The organism is Ignatzschineria ureiclastica, from assembly GCF_003121845.1.
GTDB classification, from domain to species: domain Bacteria; phylum Pseudomonadota; class Gammaproteobacteria; order Cardiobacteriales; family Wohlfahrtiimonadaceae; genus Ignatzschineria; species Ignatzschineria ureiclastica.
This window is the reverse complement of sequence record NZ_QEWQ01000001.1, coordinates 52,705-71,445: the sequence shown is the minus strand read 5'-3', so window position 1 is coordinate 71,445 and position 18,741 is coordinate 52,705. Positions and strand designations below refer to the sequence as shown.

Annotated in this window: 6 protein-coding genes; 5 read left to right on the top strand and 1 reads right to left on the bottom strand. The window is 41.0% G+C overall.

Translation table 11 applies throughout. The features are described from left to right. The first annotated feature begins 133 nt into the window (after nucleotides 1-133). The 4 genes from DC083_RS00235 (at nucleotide 134) to DC083_RS00220 (ending at nucleotide 4,793) form a co-directional block, all read left to right on the top strand. Nucleotides 134-2,350: a TonB-dependent receptor domain-containing protein gene (locus DC083_RS00235; protein WP_109188299.1), complete on the top strand. Its 2,217-nt coding sequence runs from the start codon at nucleotides 134-136 to the stop codon at nucleotides 2,348-2,350. Between the two features lie 162 nt (nucleotides 2,351-2,512). Further along, nucleotides 2,513-3,391, top strand: coding sequence for an energy transducer TonB (locus DC083_RS00230; RefSeq protein ID WP_109188298.1), 879 nt, complete (start codon nucleotides 2,513-2,515; stop codon nucleotides 3,389-3,391). Between the two features lie 227 nt (nucleotides 3,392-3,618). Beyond that, nucleotides 3,619-4,347: a MotA/TolQ/ExbB proton channel family protein gene (locus DC083_RS00225; RefSeq protein WP_109188297.1), complete on the top strand. Its 729-nt coding sequence runs from the start codon at nucleotides 3,619-3,621 to the stop codon at nucleotides 4,345-4,347. An 8-nt stretch (nucleotides 4,348-4,355) separates the two neighbouring features. Further along, the gene (locus DC083_RS00220; protein ID WP_109188296.1) at nucleotides 4,356-4,793 is read left to right on the top strand and encodes an ExbD/TolR family protein; all 438 of its coding nucleotides are present in this window, start codon (nucleotides 4,356-4,358) and stop codon (nucleotides 4,791-4,793) included. Nucleotides 4,794-4,925: 132 nt separating this feature from the next. Here the strand turns inward: DC083_RS00220 and DC083_RS00215 are convergent, their stop codons facing one another. Continuing rightward, nucleotides 4,926-6,287, bottom strand: coding sequence for a TPM domain-containing protein (locus DC083_RS00215; protein ID WP_189364497.1), 1,362 nt, complete (start codon nucleotides 6,285-6,287; stop codon nucleotides 4,926-4,928). 389 nt (nucleotides 6,288-6,676) lie between these two features. Here DC083_RS00215 and DC083_RS00210 point away from each other — a divergent pair, with 389 nt between their 5' ends. After that, entirely contained in the window at nucleotides 6,677-18,640 is an 11,964-nt protein-coding gene (locus tag DC083_RS00210; protein WP_109188294.1) for an autotransporter outer membrane beta-barrel domain-containing protein, read from the top strand. Nucleotides 18,641-18,741: the final 101 nt, after the last annotated feature.

Sequence of the window (18,741 nt, the reverse complement as noted above, 5' to 3'; positions counted from 1 at the left end):
TGACTTTATCTTTATTAATAGGAATAATTCCTATTAGTCAAATATTAACACTTGCTGATGTGAATCATATTGCTTTTTAGCAAAGCTTTATTTTTATTAGATTAGTCACTTTTATCTGGAAGGATCTTCATTCATGCGTCGGAATGCTCTTGCTCAACAACTTAATATCGCCCTTTTTCTTGTAGCCTCATCCTCATTGTTCACAATCGCTTCCGCTCAAGTGGTGAGTAGTGAAGAGAATGTAGATACTACGAATAGTATTGATCTAGGCTCATTAGTTGTAACGGCCTCAGGCTTTGCGCAAGAAGTAAAAGATGCACCAGCCTCTATCTCTGTCATTGGTCAAGAGACCATTAATGAAAAACCCTTTAACAATATTGGCGATGTTCTTAAAGATGTAGAAGGAGTGAATATTAGCCGAGGTGGTAAATCGGGTGGGGTCAATATCGGTATTCGGGGATTAGGAAATGACTACACTCTACTTTTAGTGGATGGGCAACGCTTGAGCCAAAATAGCTCGGGGGCGCGTCCTAATGGCTTTGGCGATGTAGATTCAAGTTTTATTCCCCCAAGCTCTGCAATTGAACGAATTGAAGTAGTTCGTGGGCCAATGTCTACGCTTTATGGTTCAGATGCGCTCGGTGGTGTTATCAATGTGATTACGAAGAAAGTCCCTGAAAAATGGGGCGGGCAAGTCTCTTTCTCTATTGAAGAGCCGACCGATAGCAAATTCTCCGGTGGTAATACTACATCATTTTATGTTGCCGGCCCGATTAAGAATGATCTGATTGGCCTTGCCTTAATGGGAAGCTTCCAAACTAAACGTAATGCAAAAGGAACCTATGCCATTAATGAAGCAGAAGTTGCAAGTGGCGTACATACAGGGAAACTTGCGAACTTTAGTGGTTTAGGCGAGCGTAAGAACTTTAATTATGGCGCGCGTTTAACCTTTACCCCAGAAAACCAAGAATTTGTTTTAAGCTATGACCGTGGTGTGCAGCGTTATGAAAATGATGATAATCAATTAGGAACACAAAATAGTACAATTGCACCGGGTAAAACAGGCGGCGGATATGCAGATCATATGCACTTTACCCGTGAGCGCATCGGCTTAACACATCGTGCAGAACTTGATTTTGCGACAGTTGAATCAGGATTATTATGGGACCAAACTAAAACATTAGGTCGTTTAAATCCTTTAGTGGCTGATAAAAATTCTGCGACAGGATATACCTCACTTTCCGGAGCTCAACGCGATATCAAATATACCAATATTGTGTTTGATAATAAATGGATGTTTAGCCTTGGTGATCACTTCATTAGTGCCGGGATGCAGTACCGTCAACAAAAATTAAAAGATAATTTAGAAGGTGCCAATATTGATAAGAAACAATATCAATGGGCACTGTTTGCAGAAGATGAGTGGATGCTCAATGATAATCTTATCGGTACGTTAGGTCTGCGTTATGACAAGAATGAAGATTTCGGTAGCCACTTCAGTCCACGTGCTTACTTAGTGTGGAATATTAATGATAATTGGCAAATCAAAGGTGGCGTGAGCCGCGCTTTTAAAGCGCCTGATGTGCAGTTAATGAGTCCCGGTGTTATCGGGCTTGGTCGCCAAGGACGTTTGCCACTATTAGGAAACCCTGATCTTAAACCTGAAACTGCAACCTCTGCGGAACTTGGTTTCTCATTTGATAATCAAGATAACTTTAGATTTAATGCAACTGCTTTTTATACCAAATTTAAAGATCGTATCGAATCACAAACGGTTGCTAACTGCCGACTAGATCCATCTGCCGGATGTGTTTCAATCACTGGGGATGATAAGAACTCAGAGACTTTCAGCAAGCGCTTCAATGTGGATGATGCCAAATTATATGGACTTGAATTAGGGGCTAAATTCCAAGCATTGGAGAATCTAGGCTTATCTGCGAACTATACTTATACTCACAGCAGATATACCAATAACCAAGGGCAAAAAATCCCATTCAGTACGACGCCACAACATATGGTGAACTTGAGAGCGGATTGGAAAGTTGCCGCACAATGGAATCTTTGGGTAGAAGGGGAATATCGTGCGAAAGAGTATGATGATCTTAATTGGAATAAAGAGAAGGTCTATTATCGTAATTATGCGCTCGTGAATATCGGAGCAAGTTACAAGCCGTCTCGTGAAATGACCATTAACTTTGGGGTAGATAATCTCTTCGATAAGGACTTTGTGGATTATTCAGTGGCACAAACAGGGACTAAAGCACCGACAGCGAGTACAGAGTTCCAAAACCGCTATGCGCGAGTTGAAGAAGGTCGTCGCCTTTGGTTAAAAATGAATTATGAGTTTTAATGATTGTTAGGGATATCAAAAACTTATCTCTGATAGTAGAGATAAGTTCTTTGAGTATTATACTTTTAGCCAATTGTATAGTGTTACAAAATATTGAATGATCAATGAATGTTACCAGTGAATGTTACAAGCGGTCAGATAGTTAAATATCAATAGGATAGTATGAAACGAGGCAATGGATTTACCATTATAGTGGCAGTACTCTGTGTGAGTTTAGTGCACGCAGGGGCTTATGTCGGCTTAACAGCGGTAGGGCAAACGCCTGTTTCATTGATGCAAGAAGGTGATGCATCGATGTTAACGATGCATCAGTTTCAGTTAAATGGTGTTTCTGAAGCGGTAGAGGGGAATGCCGAAGATTCAGCGGAAGCCGGAGAAGATGTTCCGGACACAGCTGAGCCAGAAGAGAGTATTGAACCGATCGAAGAGCCTGTCATTGAAGAACCCGTAATAGAGGAAGCTATAGTAGAAGAACCTGTAGTAGAGGAGACGATTGTCGAGCCAGAACCTATTGTGGAACCTGAGCCCATTGTAGAGCCAGTCATCGAACCAGAACCTATCAAGGAACCTGAGCCAGTCGTCGAAGCACCTGTTGAGAAAGTGGTGGCAACAGAAGCACCCTCTGAGCAGAAAGTTGTTCAGCCTAAAGCACCGGTAGAAAAACCAAAACCTCAGCCGAAACCAAAGCCTAAAACGGAGTCCAAGCCGAAACCAAAGCCTAAGGCGGGAGCAGAGAGCAACCGAGCGGCACAACAAGCCAAAGCGGTGTATAGCGAAACAGATGTGAGTGTATTGAGTAAACCAATGCCGGGATATCCAAGAGCGGCATTACAACGTAGAATGCAGGGAACGGTACAAGTATTGATTCAAGTGAGTGCGCAAGGTGTACCACAATCGGTAAAAATTGCCCGTTCATCAGGTCATCAATTGCTAGATAGTGCAGCGGAGAAAGCGGCAATGAAGGTTCGATTAAAACCTGTTAAAATCAATGGGGTTGCGACACCGATTAATGTCACTATCAGCTATCAATTTAAATTGTAAGGTAAATTGAAAGGGTATTGATCGTAGTGCATTACACAATGAGTACTACGCAAGCTCTGAATAGGGTAAGAAAGAATGTTTTAAAATAAGCTTTAATAAAGAAACTTTAATAAAGAAGCTTTAATAAAGAACAGGGTAATAAGGTTTGCTTAACGTTGTAAGAGACGATTGAGTGATAAGTGTTATCAAGGTCAAATAGAATCATCTAAACAAGAGAAAGGAATAAGATGGAACCTGTTGCAGAAAATTTAGGATTTGTCAGCTTTATTAGCCAAGGTGATATGGTCACAAAAACCTTATTTGTGATTCTGATTATTATGTCGATTTTGTCTTGGCTTGTAATTTTTTTGAAATTCTTTCAAGGTATTGTTGATCGTATTCAAGGAAAGCGTTTTTTAGACGCTTTTTGGCAGGCAAAAACCTTACCCGAGGCTGCGAAATTAGTCTCGCAAAAACCAACAACGCCGCCAGAATTATTGGCTAAAGAGGGATTTGTTGCATTGCAGAAATATCAGTCTGGTTTAACTAATATTCAGAGTAATGGCACGAGAGCAGAGTATCTTACTTCGGTTTTGCGAGTGACGCTTGATAAGATTCAATTAACGATTGAAAATGGGGTTGCAATTCTAGCCACTGTAGCGGCGACTGCGCCTTTTGTCGGCTTATTTGGTACTGTATGGGGTATTTATCACGCACTGATTGAGATTGGCTCAACGGGTGCAGGTACGATTGATAAAGTCGCAGGTCCTGTTGGTGAAGCTTTGATTATGACTGGTTTAGGTCTAGCCGTTGCAATTCCTGCGGTTATGGCCCATAGCTGGTTAGTGCGTCGTAATCGTTTACAGATGGGGCGTTTAGATTCCTTTGCTTTTGAACTTTTAGCAGTATTAGATGGTGCGCCACAAAAAGCAGAAGCACAAACAACATCGCCCAAAACAGCGCCGGCACAGCAATAGGAGGCAATATGTCATTTGGTCGTTTACGGGAAGGTGGAGAGCAATCCCGGGCTGAAATTAATATGGTGCCACTTATTGATATTATGTTGGTACTCTTGGTCATTTTTATCTTGACAGCGCCTCTAGTCACGCAATCTGTGAAATTGAAATTACCAGAAGCGGTGGATCTTAAAGAGACGGTGGCGGCACAAGAGGTAGAGAAGCCTGTATTAATTGCGATTAATGCGGACTCAGAACTCTTTGTGAATGATGAATTAGTTTCTCAAGAAGAAGCGCTTGATAAGCTTGCACTCATTAAATTAGAAGCCGGAGAAAAGTTACCAATGGTACAACTACATATTGATGCCTCTGTGCCTTACGAAGAGGTGAATAAAATTGTGACCATTCTCAGTAAAGTTGGACTTGCCAATATCGGTTTTGTGAGCTTGCCGGAAGAGGGGCAATAGCTTGATTTGTAAGTGCTATTGAGCGGTGTAGTTCATAGCGAGATTTCCATATCAGATTGATTAAAAAGCGATGACTTGGGATTCATAAAGTTATCGCTTTTTTGTATGGTTGCTTGCTATACATTTGAGTGATTACCAATCGCCGGAAGCACCACCGCCACCGCTTCGGCCACCACCGCCACTTCGGCCACTAGAACCGCCACTTGATCGATTACTTGATCCGCCAGAACGAGATCCTCCACTACTTGTATTAATGCTGCCATTACCGATAGCAATATTAATGGGGCGTTTCATCCATCCGAGCGTTAAGGCAATCGTCTGTATTAACAAAAGTCCAATGCCAATTAAGATACCCATGGGGGATCCCATCATCAAGGTCACAGCGAAACCTAAGATGATTGAGGAAGGAAGTGCGGCAAAGAGCGATTGAAACCAGCGATATTTCTTAAAAGAGGTGGCGTGATAGAAGAATTGACCGATAAAAATCGCCATACCAGCACCGATGCCGAGTAGAAGATTTTCGAGAAATAGTCCTATAAAAATACCGCCAACAAATGCGGAACCTGCCGCTTTCAGTGCTGCAACTTTAAAGGGGGCCGGTTGATCTTTCGGAACATTAAGGCTTTTTTCTAAGTTCTTGGCTCTCTCTTCCCATTTTGTCATTTTTGAGGGCACTTTCTGTACCATCGTTGTGGGCGCTTGATTGTGATCAATTTCCCCTTTTGCGAGTTTATTGCCTTGTTGTCGGCGATGTTCTTCCCAGCCGATACTATTAGTCGCAGTTTGCCGGCGTGCAAAGAGAAAGGTCGCAAGCCCAATAAAGAGAATAAATCCACCGCCAATTAAGAGTAGATAGCCCCCAAAAGAGTCGAAGGGGGAGAAAGTGCTATGAGATGGATTTGTGGTAGATCGATTGTCTGTTTGATCTGTGACGGGGATAAAGGGGGCCTCTTTAAGAGAGGGAAGCGCTTCTCCTTTGATTTGACTAATAATGGCATCAACTGCTTGATCAATACCCTGACTAAATTGACCAATCTTAAATTGGGGTACTAGATATTGATCTATAATCTGCTTTGCCAATAGATCTGGAATGGCTCCTTCTAAGCCATAGCCGGTTTCAATACGCATTTTGCGATCATTGACCGCGACTAATAAGAGTAGGCCATCATCAATCCCTTTACGACCTAATTGCCAAGATTCCATCACTTTCACGCCATAATCAGTCAGATCCTCGCCTTGTAATGAGGGAATAATCAGTACCGCAATTTGCGAGCCTGATTCCCGCTCAAGTTGCATAATCTTACTATCAATTCGATCTTTCTCGACGCTTGATAATAATCCCACCTCATCCATCACGCCGGCAGTGAGTTTGGGGATTACAGTCTGCGCAATACTTAGCTGGTTTAATGAGAGACTTAGCATTAATAAGATCGTAAAAGAGATCAATGCCCGTTCAATGATTTTTGAAATAGGGCGTATTGATGAAATGGACATTTGTGGATGTCCTATATCAAAAAGGCGTTGTAAATAAGATCTAAATGTCATGCTGAAAAGCTCGGTATAGGATAGAAATATCTATTTGAATAATAACACTATGATAACTGCTTCTAGGTAAATGATCTATTGACTCTTGAGATTAGAATATTTTACGTGACTACAGTCTGATGTAGGGATTTTTTATATTAGGTGATCATTAATATTGCTTATTGATATTTTATTTTGTTTCGATAATAAAAAAACGTTAACTATTGTAAATATATTTTACGTATGTAAATTGTACTTATATGTAATTAAACATTTGTTTATTAAGATTTATTTTAATAAATTTATCGATAGCTACATTTTAATTTAATAAATATAGAATAACGACCAGCGAGGCCATTATGAATCGTAATATTTTTAAAATTGTTTGGAATAAAGTATCAAAATTGTGGGTTGTTGCTTCTGAGTTGGCGAAAACAGTTAAAAATAGTGGTTCAACTACAGTGGTGCATCATATTGAAACAGAGCCTATAAACTTCAATGGGTCAAAATCAAAGATAGCATTGTCACTGTTACTGATATTAGGGGCAGGTATTGGTTCATTCAGTTATGCTGAGCGTCTTCAAGATCTATTAAATAATGGTCAAACTGAGGGAACGTCTTCAAAACGAGCTTTTTACTATACTAGCGAATCTTTTGTGATGAAAGATCAGATTTATACGTTGAATTTTAGCTCTTCGATCAAAGATGACCACGAAATAAAGTGGGTTAATAATGGTGGAATACCAGGTTCAACTAACTTCACGATGGACAATAGTAAGCTAATTGTCAATGGACGTTTTTACACTGGAGTAGATCCATCGGGCGTAACAAAGCCCGATTCTAGCACCTATTACACATTGATTGATAATAAAAGTATCTTGGAAGTGAATGATAGCTTTTATGTTGGTCCTACAACAGAGTTGAATAAAACCCATCAATTTGTTGTGAAAGTGGATAATGGGAGTACCGTTTTAGCGCCGAGCCTTAAACTAGGAATAGCTGGTGGCGTTGAAATTACGAATGGTGCCACTTTTAATGTTGGTAGTACTAATACCTACCTTATTCAAGGTTTTCCCCCTGTCATTGAAATCGATCGAAACAAGAAAGGATTCATTAACTTAACCAATGGGGGTGTACTAAACATCGGTTCTGATAATGTGGATAATCCCGCATCTAATGATAATTTACGCCTTATGGGCGATGGTACTGGGATTTATAATGTAACGAATGCCACCGTTAATGCTAAAACATCAAATCCTGATTTTAAAGGGATTGTTAATATCGGTAATGGAAGTAGCAAATCTATCGTCCGGCTTTATAAACTTGATGCTTATGGTTCCATCGCCTTAAATTTAGCCGCTGAATCTGTGCTTGATACCAAGGAAGATGGTCAATTCCTCAATCAGTTAGTCGGTGCGGGTAAGCTGTCTATACGAGCGAATAATGACTTTACAGAGACACAAAACCGATTTACAGGGGATACGGATATTACGGCAGGGATGACAGCAACGGTCTCCGCTAATAATGCTTTTGGGGAAAAAGGGACTGTCTGGATACGACCAACTTCCACCCTAACTTTCCAAGATGGTAGTGTGAATGAATTTCATAATACGATTAGCTCAGGAGGTTTGATTAATGTTGGCGCTAATAACATTAAAGTAACAGGAAAACATAGTGATTTTAACGGGATTGTCAATGTCGCAACTCAAGATTCTACCTGGAATTTGGTCAAAACTGCTAACTATGATTTCCGTTATCAGCTGCAAGGCAAGGGTAATGTTGCGATCACTGCTGGAGGTGCGAAGCAAGGAATTACCTTTAAAAACACGACAGAGAATCAAGATTTCACTGGGAACTTTACTGTCAATCGCGGTGTATTGAGCCTTGATCAATTGAGCCAAAACGTCTTGGGGAAAGCAAATCTAATTTTAACAAGTCATGATAGTAGTGGAAAAGTATTAGATGATGTAACTGTAGGGAGTCTCACACTTGATAATAGTAAATTAACAGTAACGAATGATAGCAATAATGAATTTAATCTCATTACGGCAACTAAGGGCATTACTTTAACTGGGGATAACAAGATTGAGATTTCCAATAAAGAGCTATTAGGAAAAACTTCAGCAATTAATAATATCAAGCCGAGTGGCGCTCTGCTTGATCAGCAGAATCAAGTGGTGACAGGGGAAACTTTTGCATTAGGTTCAACGAGTGGCGATCAAAACTCTCTTACGCTTGTGGATAGCGATGGAAATACGATTACCGATGTTGTAAAAACCTCTAAAGCGATTGTTGGGCAAGAAGATAAAGGAACCGCCTTTTATGATTATAGCCGTTTGGTGGCTGATGATACCGGAATTCACGCTGGCTACGGTTTAACAACACTTTCGGCGAATAAAGGTCAATCAGTATCGGTTAATAGTGGCAATGCAACGGAGCAAAAACTCTTTGTTAAACTGACTGGAGATGGTGGCTTTACCTATACCGGTAGCAAATTAATAACAGTGACCAATAGCGAGAATAATTATCTTGGTGATTCTGTATTAGATAATGGTCTGGTCAATTTAGGCGCTAAAAATGCATTAGGGCAACAAGGGGCTCTGCTACTAAAGAATAAGAGTAATCTTAATCTTGCCACATTTGCGCAAAGTGCTGGTTTTACCTCGGTAGATAAAGCCTCAACACTCAACCTCAATAGTGGTGAATTAAATCTGACAGCGAATCAAGAGAGTACGATTGATGGGCAATTACAAGGCGGAAAAGATTCGAGTTTAAACCTCAATCAAGGCGCTTTAACTGTTAATTCGAGTAATGGCACACTAGAAGCGAATATTAATCTTGGATCTAATGCAACTGCGACGCTTGCTAAAGCGGATGGTTTAGGGAAAGGCGATATTCAGCTTGCGGGTAGTAATCAAGTTACAATCAATGGTGCCGGGGATTTTGCCAATCGTGTGCAAGGGGATCATTCCAACCAACTCAATATTAAGGGTACAGATGGTGCCGTAACCTTGACTGCGGATAATAGTAAGTATGCCGGTGAACTCAATATTGCCGATAAAGCGCAAGTGAATGTTAAGGCGCTGAATAATCTAGGGACAGGAATGATCGGCGTTGCTGGTACCTTACACTTTAATAATGGTGTCAATGGTGATCTTAATAATGGGCTAAAAGGCGCAGGAACCGTCACATTAACCGATAATGAGCTTAACATTAAAGGTGATCACGCAGGTTTTATCGGTGTTGCAAATCTTGGTGAGAAAGCCCTTTGGAATGTGACACAAAAAGATGACTATAATCTTAACTATGCACTCGCAGGCAATGGAACCGCGACTGTGAATGCCGGTGGGATCATTGCGCTTAAAAATGCCGGGGAAAAATCTTTCACAGGGAATTTTGATGTTACTAAAGGACAGCTATTACTGGATCAAACAGGTTTTGACACACTCTCTAATGCCTCTTTAGGCTTAAAAGGGGGGCAGGCGAATGTGATGCTTGATGGGCAAAAGGTAGAAAATCTAACGTTTAATAACGGATCGCTCTATCTTGCACCGTTTAATAATGGGGATCGGTTAAATCACCTCTCTGTTTCTGAAAAAGTGACACTTATTGGGCAAGATAACTATATAAAAGTTGACTCGGCAGATTCCATTGTGCGTAAAGAATTCGACGAAGATGCACTTGAGAAATTGAAATCACTCTCCTTTATTGAACAACAATATGGCCTTTCCGGCGAAACAGTTGTTAAAGGTCAAGTAGATAAGAAAAATGGTGTGATTTTCCTTGCCGATAAAGATGGAAACTTGATTGAAGCGAAAGATGTTCCAATGAGTTCCCAAGACTTAAAAGATGGGAGTGGAACTGCATTGTTTGGCTTTAATGGACTTCGTCCCGATGATGATGGCATTCATTTCAATTACGGTTTAGCGGTGCTGAATGCTTTTGAAGATAAGAATATTGAAGTGAATTCAACGAATGAGAATACCACTACATCCAATATCCTTCGAGCGAAATTAACTGGTATAGGCGGATTTATCTTTAAAGGGGATAAAGCGATTGTAATCGATGGTTTTGATAATGATTATCAAGGTGATACCCAGATAATGGGCGCGAATATTACCGCAAAAAGTGACAATATCTTTGGCCATGTGGGTGCATTAACTCTTGGAACCAATGATGGTACCGCGGCAAAACTCGATCTTGATCAATACCAGCAGAAGGTGAGTGCATTCAATATTGATGCAGGCTCTACTTTTAACCTTAACAAAGGAACTTTAACGCTTTTAGATGCAAAAACTTCAACAATTGATGGTTCACTTCAAGGAACTCAAAAGTCTAAGCTCAATATTAATCAAGGTATTGTCGATGTTAATTCAAGCAATAGTGAATTACAAAGTGCTCTGAATCTGGGTACAAAAGTGGTATTAAATCTTGCAAAAGCTGATGGTTTAGGGGCAAGCACTATTGCGCTGAATCAGGGTAGTAACACGATTAACCTCAATGGTGGCGGTCAATTTGCTAATAAACTCACCGGCGATGCCACTAATACGCTCAATATCAATGCGAATGATGGCAAAGTGGCGGTTGATCTTGTGGCTGACAATAGTGGTTATGCCGGCGCGATCAATATTGCTGAAGACGCTAAAGCGAATGTGAATACGCTTAATAACTTAGGAACCGGTATTATCGGGGTTGCGGGTAATCTTGCTTTTAATTCTGAGGCTTCTGGTAATTTTAATAATCAATTTAAAGGTGATGGAGAGATTACGCTCAATGGTAATGAACTCGATGTTACCGGCGAACACGATAAATTTACAGGTCTGCTCAATCTCGCTGAGAATGCCACTTGGTCCGTGACCGATCGATCGGGGGATTACAATATCAACTATGCCCTTGCAGGCAATGGCACAATGAATGTGGGTGCAGAACAAAATATTCTCCTCAATAACGAAAATGAGAATCAGAGCTACAGTGGTAATTTCAATGTTCATCAAGGCAATTTAGTGCTCAATACCACAGCAGGTTATGCACTTAAAACGGGGAATGTTCATCTATTAGCCGGCACAAAAGGAACGGTTGAGAATGACTTAATCGTGGGATCGCTTGAGCTTGATAAGAGTACTTTGAAAGTCACTGCAACCGATGGCAAGTTTAATCTTCTCACCGCAACGAATGGTATTGCCCTTAAAGGAAAGACAAAAATCGAGATCGACAATAAAGATCTCTTAGGCAATGCCGAAATTGATACCGATAAAGGGTTATTAGATCAACAAAATATGGCTAATCTCGGTGAACTCTTTGCCAAAGGGAAAACCTCAGGGGATAAAGAGTCGATTACCCTGATCGATGCCAATGGTAATGAGATTACCGAAGTGAAGGATATTCATATTCAGCTCAAAGGGCAGGAAACTGCCGGCGATGGCATCTATGATTATACGGGATTAGTCGCTGATGATATCGGTATTCACGCAGGTTATGGACTCAAAGCGCTCTCGGCAAATAAGGATCACTCGATCAAAATCGATAGTGCTGGTGCTGAAGAGCAGAAACTTTTTGTGAAGCTTACCGGCGAAGGGGGCTTTACCTATACCGGCGATCAAGTGATCACAGTTACTGGCGAAAATAATGATTACCTAGGAGATTCCACTTTTGCCGAGGGTCAAGTCGCGCTCGGCGCAGATAATGCCCTCGGCAAGAAAGGGGCATTGATCTTTAGCGGTATTAGCAGTCTCGATTTAGGTGCATTTTCCCAAGTCGCTGATAGTGTAACGCAAAATGAAGAGTCGACAATCAATCTCAATAGTGGTCACTTAACCTTAACTGGTGAGCAAGATTCTACTTTTGAAGGCGCTTTAAGCGGAACAGATCAATCTTCTCTCACCGTTGAGAAGGGCGCGTTAAATGTTACATCGAGTAATGCAGAGCTAGCCTCAAAGGTTCATTTAGATTCTCACGTGATTGCTAATCTAGCGAAAGCAGATGCGCTTGGAAAAGGGAAGATCCATTTAGCTGAAAATAGCGTTATTAATGTCAATGGCAGTGGTAATTTTGCGAATGAGTTAATGGGCGATAGCAGTGCTGCGCTCAATATTCAAGGAACAGATAGTGATGTGACCTTATTAGGTGATAATAGTGCCTATTCTGGAACGCTCGATATTGCCGAAAATGCTAAAGCGAATGTAACGAATCTCAATAACTTAGGTGAAGCGCTATTAGGGATTGATGGCACCTTACACTTCAATGAGGGTGTCAATGGTGATCTCGATAATATGCTAAAAGGTGCAGGAACTGTCACATTAACCGATAATGAGCTTAATATTAAAGGTGATCATGCAGGTTTTACCGGTGTTGCGAATCTTGGTGAAACAGCAACATGGAGTGTAACCCAAAAAGATCCTTACGATATCAACTATGCACTTTCCGGTAACGGGACAGCAATCGTGAATGCCGGCGGGATCATTGCGCTTAAAAATGCCGGCGAAAAATCGTTTACAGGAAACTTTGATGTTACTAAAGGGCAACTGTTACTCGATCAAACAGGTTTTGATGTTCTCACTAATGCCTCTTTAGGCTTAAAAGGTGGGCAGGCGAATCTCATGCTTGATGGGCAAAAGGTAGAAAATCTAACGTTTAATAACGGATCGCTCTATCTTGCCCCGTTTAATAATGGGGATCGGTTAAATCACCTCTCTGTTTCTGAAAAAGTGACACTTATTGGGCAAGATAACTATATAAAAGTTGACTCGGCAGATTCCATTGTGCGTAAAGAATTCGACGAAGATGCACTTGAGAAATTAGAATCGCTCTCCTTTATTGAGCAACAATATGGTATTTCGGGTGAAACAGTTGTTAAAGGTCAAGTAGATAAGAAAAATGGTGCGATTTTCCTTGCCGATAAAGATGGAAACTTGATTGAAGCGAAAGATGTTCCAATGAGTTCCCAAGACTTAAAAGATGGGAGTGGAACTGCATTGTTTGGCTTTAATGGACTTCGTCCCGATGATGATGGCATTCATTTCAATTACGGTTTAGCGGTGCTGAATGCTTTTGAAGATAAGAATATTGAAGTGAATTCAACGAATGAGAATACCACTACATTCAATATCCTTCGAGCAAAATTAACCGGTATAGGCGGATTTATCTTTAAAGGGGATAAAGCGATTGTAATCGATGGCTTTGCCAATGATTATCAAGGTGATACCCAGATAATGGGCGCGAATATTACCGCAAAAAGTGACAATATTTTTGGTCAGCAAGGAGCGTTAACGCTGACAACTGAAGCCGGGAAAGGAGCGAAGCTCGATCTTGATCAATATGCCCAAAAGGTCAGCAAGCTCGATCTTAACGAAGGCTCGACTCTTAACCTTAACAAAGGTACATTAACGCTCTTAGATGATAAAGCATCGATTATTGCTGGATCACTATTAGGCACTCATCAAGATTCTAAGCTCAATATTAACCAAGGGACTGTGAATGTTAATTCAAGCAATAGTGAGCTTCAAAGCAGTGTGGATCTTGGTAAAAATGTAGAATTGAATCTTGCAAAAGCTGATGGTTTAGGGGCAAGCACTATTGCGCTGAATCAGGGTGGTAACACGATTAACCTCAATGGTGGTGGTTACTTTGCCAATAAACTCACCGGCGATGCTACTAATACGCTCAATATCAATGAGAATGATGGCAAAGAAGCGGTCGACTTAAGGGCGGATAACATTGACTATGCCGGCGCTATCAATATTGCTGAAAAAGCGACAGCAAATGTCAATGCACTGAATAACTTAGGAACTGGAGTGATCGGGATTGCCGGAGATTTAGCCTTTAAAGAAGGTGCAAATGGTGATTTGATTAACGTTTTTAAAGGCAAAGGGATAATTACTTTAACAGATAGTGAGATAGCGGCAAATGGCTCACATCAGTACTTTACTGGTCTTGTAGCTCTCGGTGAGAAAGCGAATTGGGTCATTAAACGACACGAGGATTATAGTGCAAACTATCAACTTTCCGGCAATGGTTCGATGACGGTTGCGGTAGAAAGAGGGGATGTTAAAAATCCTGCCAATATCCAATTTACAAATGAAAATAAGAGTGATTTTAGCGGTCATCTCTATGTGAAAAATGGCAATTTGAAATTAGATAATGGCGCTCAAAATGCGCTTAAGACAGGGAATCTCCACTTCTCTAATGGCAGTCAAGGAACTGTTCTGCAAGATATTACTGTCGGTTCGCTTGAGCTCGATAACAGCACCCTAAAAGTGACAGATCAAGATGGGAAGTTTAATATCCTCACTGCAAGCGGTGGTATTGTGCTTCAAGGCGACACGAAAGTTGAAATCGACAATAAAGAGCTCTTAGGTAATGCCGAAATTGATACTGATAAAGGATTATTAGATCAACAAAATATCGCTAATCTCGGTGAGCTCTTTGCCAAAGGAGAAACCTCAGGGGATAAAGAGATGATTACCCTGATTGATGCGAATGGTAATGAGATTACCGAAGTGAAGGATATTCATATTCAGCTCAAAGGGCAGGAAACTGCCGGCGATGGTATCTATGATTATACGGGATTAGTCGCTGATGATATCGGCATTCACGCAGGTTATGGGCTTGAAGCGCTCTCTGCGAATAGTGGTCAGTCAATCAAAATCGATAGTAGCGGTGCTGATGAACAGAAACTCTTTGTGAAGTTAACCGGCGATGGTGGCTTCACCTATACCGGCGATAAAGCAATTACTGTGACCGGCAAGCAGAATGATTATCAAGGTACTTCCACAGTTGAGAGTGGTGCCGTTAATCTCGGTGCTGATAATGCGCTCGGAAGTGAGGGTGCATTAGTGCTCACAAGTGGCATACTCAATCTTGCCGGCTTTGAGCAGAGAGCGGATCAGTTAATGGCTGATAAAGACTCTAAGCTTGATCTCGCTGGTGGTACTTTATCATTGAAGGATGGTAAAAATATGATTGACGGCGCAATCAAGGGCGATAGTAGTTCAACGCTCAATGTGGAGCAAGGTTCACTTACGGTGAGTTCAAATAATGCTGATCTCACCGCTGCAATCAATCTCGGTGAAGAGGTAACCGCAACATTGGCAAACGCAGATGCGCTTGGTAAAGGGAATCTCAATCTACTCGGCGCTAATAGCATTGATATCAATGGTGGTGGCGACTTTGCCAATAATCTTACCGGGAAAGATAGCAATCATGCGCTTAACTTAAATAGTGGTGAGATTAATCTCTTAGGTAATAATAGCGAATATGCCGGCACTGTTAATATTGCGCAAGAGGCTCAAGCTAATGTCAATCGTCTGCGTAATCTTGGAACCGGATTAGTGGATATTGCCGGAAAGCTCAATTTTGCTAACTCAACAGTAAGTGGCGATTTCAAGAATGCCTTTACCGGCGATGGTGAAATTAAGCTCAATGGTAATACACTCAATGTTACAGGGATGCATAATGAATTTAAGGGGTTATTGACTTTAAATGAAGGTTCAACTTGGAGTGTATCTGGCACAGAAAATTATAATATCAACTATGCTTTGGCGGGATCAGGCTTGATAGATGTTACAGCAAAAGAGACCATTCAAATTTTGAATGGTGACGGTAAAGACTTCACCGGTACGATGAATGTCAAAAAAGGTTCACTACTCTTAGATAAAACTGCATTTGGCGTTTTAACGGATGCGAATTTAGGGTTATTAGGTGGAGAGGCGGATCTAAATGTGGATGATCAAACACTTGCCAATCTGACCTTTGACAAAGGTTCGATCTATCTTGATCCTAATAATAGTCAACCTGGATTGATGAATCATCTTAAAGTGAGCGGTGATATCACCTTAATCGGCGATCAAAACTTCATTAAAGTAGATCCTAATAAAATCCCTAAAAACCCACTAAAACTCGAAGATGTGGATCAAAAGATCTCATTCTTAGACCAGCAGTTTGGTGAAAATGGAGAAACTTTAATCTCTGGTAACGTCATTGTTCAAGACAATAATGGCGTGGTGAATCCCGATTTTGAAGCGATTTTCTTAGCGGATAAAGATGGGAAATTGATTGAATCGAACGATGTAGTTCAAAGTACTGCGCTCATTCAGAATGATGCCGGCAAAGCCTACTATGGTTTTAATGGCCTTAAAACTGATGATAAGGGAATTCATCTCAATTATGGGCTTGATGAGCTTGAAGCCTTTAAAGATAAGAATGTGGTTGTTTTATCTAATTCAGATAATGTGAAAACAGATAGCCGAGATCTGCGGGTAGAACTTGTTGGTAAAGGTGGATTTATCTTTAAGGGCAGTGAAGCAATAATCCTATCAGGGAATGAAAATAGTTATACCGGCAACACCTTAATCGATGGAACTTCAATTACTGCAGGGATGAATAATGTCTTTGGTAAATCAGGTAATTTAACCATCTCTAACAAGGGTCATTTTGATTTGAGTGGTCAATCCCAGATTGTGGATACTTTAGCGATCAGTGATGACTCAACACTCAATATTAATGAAGGAGATCTAACAGTTCGTCAAAGCAGTACATTGAAAGGGGGGACGCTTTTAGGAACTGCTGGGAAATTAAACTTTGTAGGTCAAACAGTCGATGACGAATTAACTATCGAAGGTAGTCATTCTGTGGGTATCAATACCACTGTCCAAAATGGCCGTATGAACATTATCAAAGATGCGATTTATGGTAATGGTGAAGGTACTATTACAGTTGCAGATAATGGTCTCTTAGGCGGTTATGGCGCTGTACAAGGTAATGTGCTATTACAAGGACAATTGAATGTAGGTAGCACAATGTCCCGTACAACAGGAGGACCTTTAGGTGACTTTACGATTTTTGGAGATTTTAAGGCTGTTGATGGAAGTTTGATTCGTATTGCAAGTGATGGTAAAGAGGCTGGTCGCTTAATCATTACCGGAAATGCCGAAGGAAATAGCTCGCTACAAGTGAATGATATACATGGCCAACCTTTAACAGAATTGGCTGATGGTACGAAAAAAGTAGAAGTCGTCACTATTGGTGGAAAAGTGAATACATTAGATCTTAAACAACAGGGTCGAGTGGTTCGCGGTGCTTACGATTATTTCTTAGTGAAAGAAGATGATGGCAACTGGTGGTTAGTAAATGATACTGGCGGCAATGGTTCCGGCGGAAACGGCTCCGGCGGTAACGGTTCTGAAGGTAATGGTTCCGGCGGTAACGGTTCTGAAGGTAATGGTTCCGGTGGAAACGGCTCTGGAGGCAATGGATCTGGCGGTAACGGATCTGGCGGTAATGGCTCTGGCGGTAACGGATCTGGCAGTAATGGTTCCGGCGGGAATGGATCTGGTGGAAACGGCTCCGGCGGTAATGGATCTGGTGGTAACGGCTCTGGAAGCAATGGAGATGGACCAATATTACGACCTGAAACAGCCGTTTATACTGCAGGCTTAGATACGGCGAACCGACTCTTTGCACATCAGTTATCTGATCGTAACTATCTCGATCCATCCAATCGTTTATGGACGATTGTAGGCGGAGATTTTAGTAAAGCTTATGATCGTAATAAAGGAAATAAGGTAACCGTTGATAGCTTTAGAATGATGATTGGGGGAGATTTAATTAAAGATCAGTTAGATGAGAATATCCCAATTACCGTTGGTTTATTTGCAGCTTATGGTCACAGTAGTATTGATGCTAAACAGCAGCGTAAACCGAATAGACAAGATTATTACTATTCAGCAAAAGGTCGTAGTAATGGCTTTGGTGTAGGGGCTTACGTGACTTTAGGGGATCAATTGAAAGAGGGGGCTTATTTCGATAGCTATCTGCAATATGTGAACTTTAGAAATAAAGTTTCTGGTGAAGGTCTTCAAGATGAAACGATGAAGATTCGTGGATTCATAGGATCAGTGGAAACAGGTTATACCTGGCAGATTGATCAGGATATCTATATCCAGCCACAAGGTCAGTTGACTTGGATGGGCGCGCATATGAAACGAATGACCGATCATAGCGGTACGCATATTACGGGAAGTGAAAATAATCTTGAAACCCGTTTAGGTGTGCGTCTCTTTATGGAGAAAACGCTGGAGAATGGTCATAAGATCAATCCTTATCTTGAAGTGAATTACTACCATAATTCTAAACCATTCTATACTTCGTTTGATGGTGAAAAAGCGGAGTTAAGAGGAATGAAAAATGTGGGAGAGATCAAAGCCGGCGTAGAGGGTGAAGTAAAACCAGGGTTAAATCTCTGGGGAGGCGTAGGTTATCGTAGCGGTTCTCATAGCTATCGAGATATCTCTGTAAGCTTCGGTCTTCGCTATAACTTCGAGAAATAATGTTTTGATTGACTAGAAGATGAACTCTACTATTTCATAATATTATATTGACTTATATATTTTTATAATGAAGCCCAATACTTGATAAGAAGTATTGGGCT

What these genes read in the sequence shown, in the direction of transcription:
- DC083_RS00220 (WP_109188296.1), top strand. Translation starts at nt 4,356, where the DNA reads ATGTCATTTGGTCGTTTACGGGAAGGTGGAGAGCAATCCCGGGCTGAA.
- DC083_RS00230 (WP_109188298.1), top strand. Translation starts at nt 2,513, where the DNA reads ATGAAACGAGGCAATGGATTTACCATTATAGTGGCAGTACTCTGTGTG.
- DC083_RS00225 (WP_109188297.1), top strand. Translation starts at nt 3,619, where the DNA reads ATGGAACCTGTTGCAGAAAATTTAGGATTTGTCAGCTTTATTAGCCAA.
- DC083_RS00210 (WP_109188294.1), top strand. Translation starts at nt 6,677, where the DNA reads ATGAATCGTAATATTTTTAAAATTGTTTGGAATAAAGTATCAAAATTG.
- DC083_RS00215 (WP_189364497.1), bottom strand. Translation starts at nt 6,287, where the DNA reads ATGTCCATTTCATCAATACGCCCTATTTCAAAAATCATTGAACGGGCA.
- DC083_RS00235 (WP_109188299.1), top strand. Translation starts at nt 134, where the DNA reads ATGCGTCGGAATGCTCTTGCTCAACAACTTAATATCGCCCTTTTTCTT.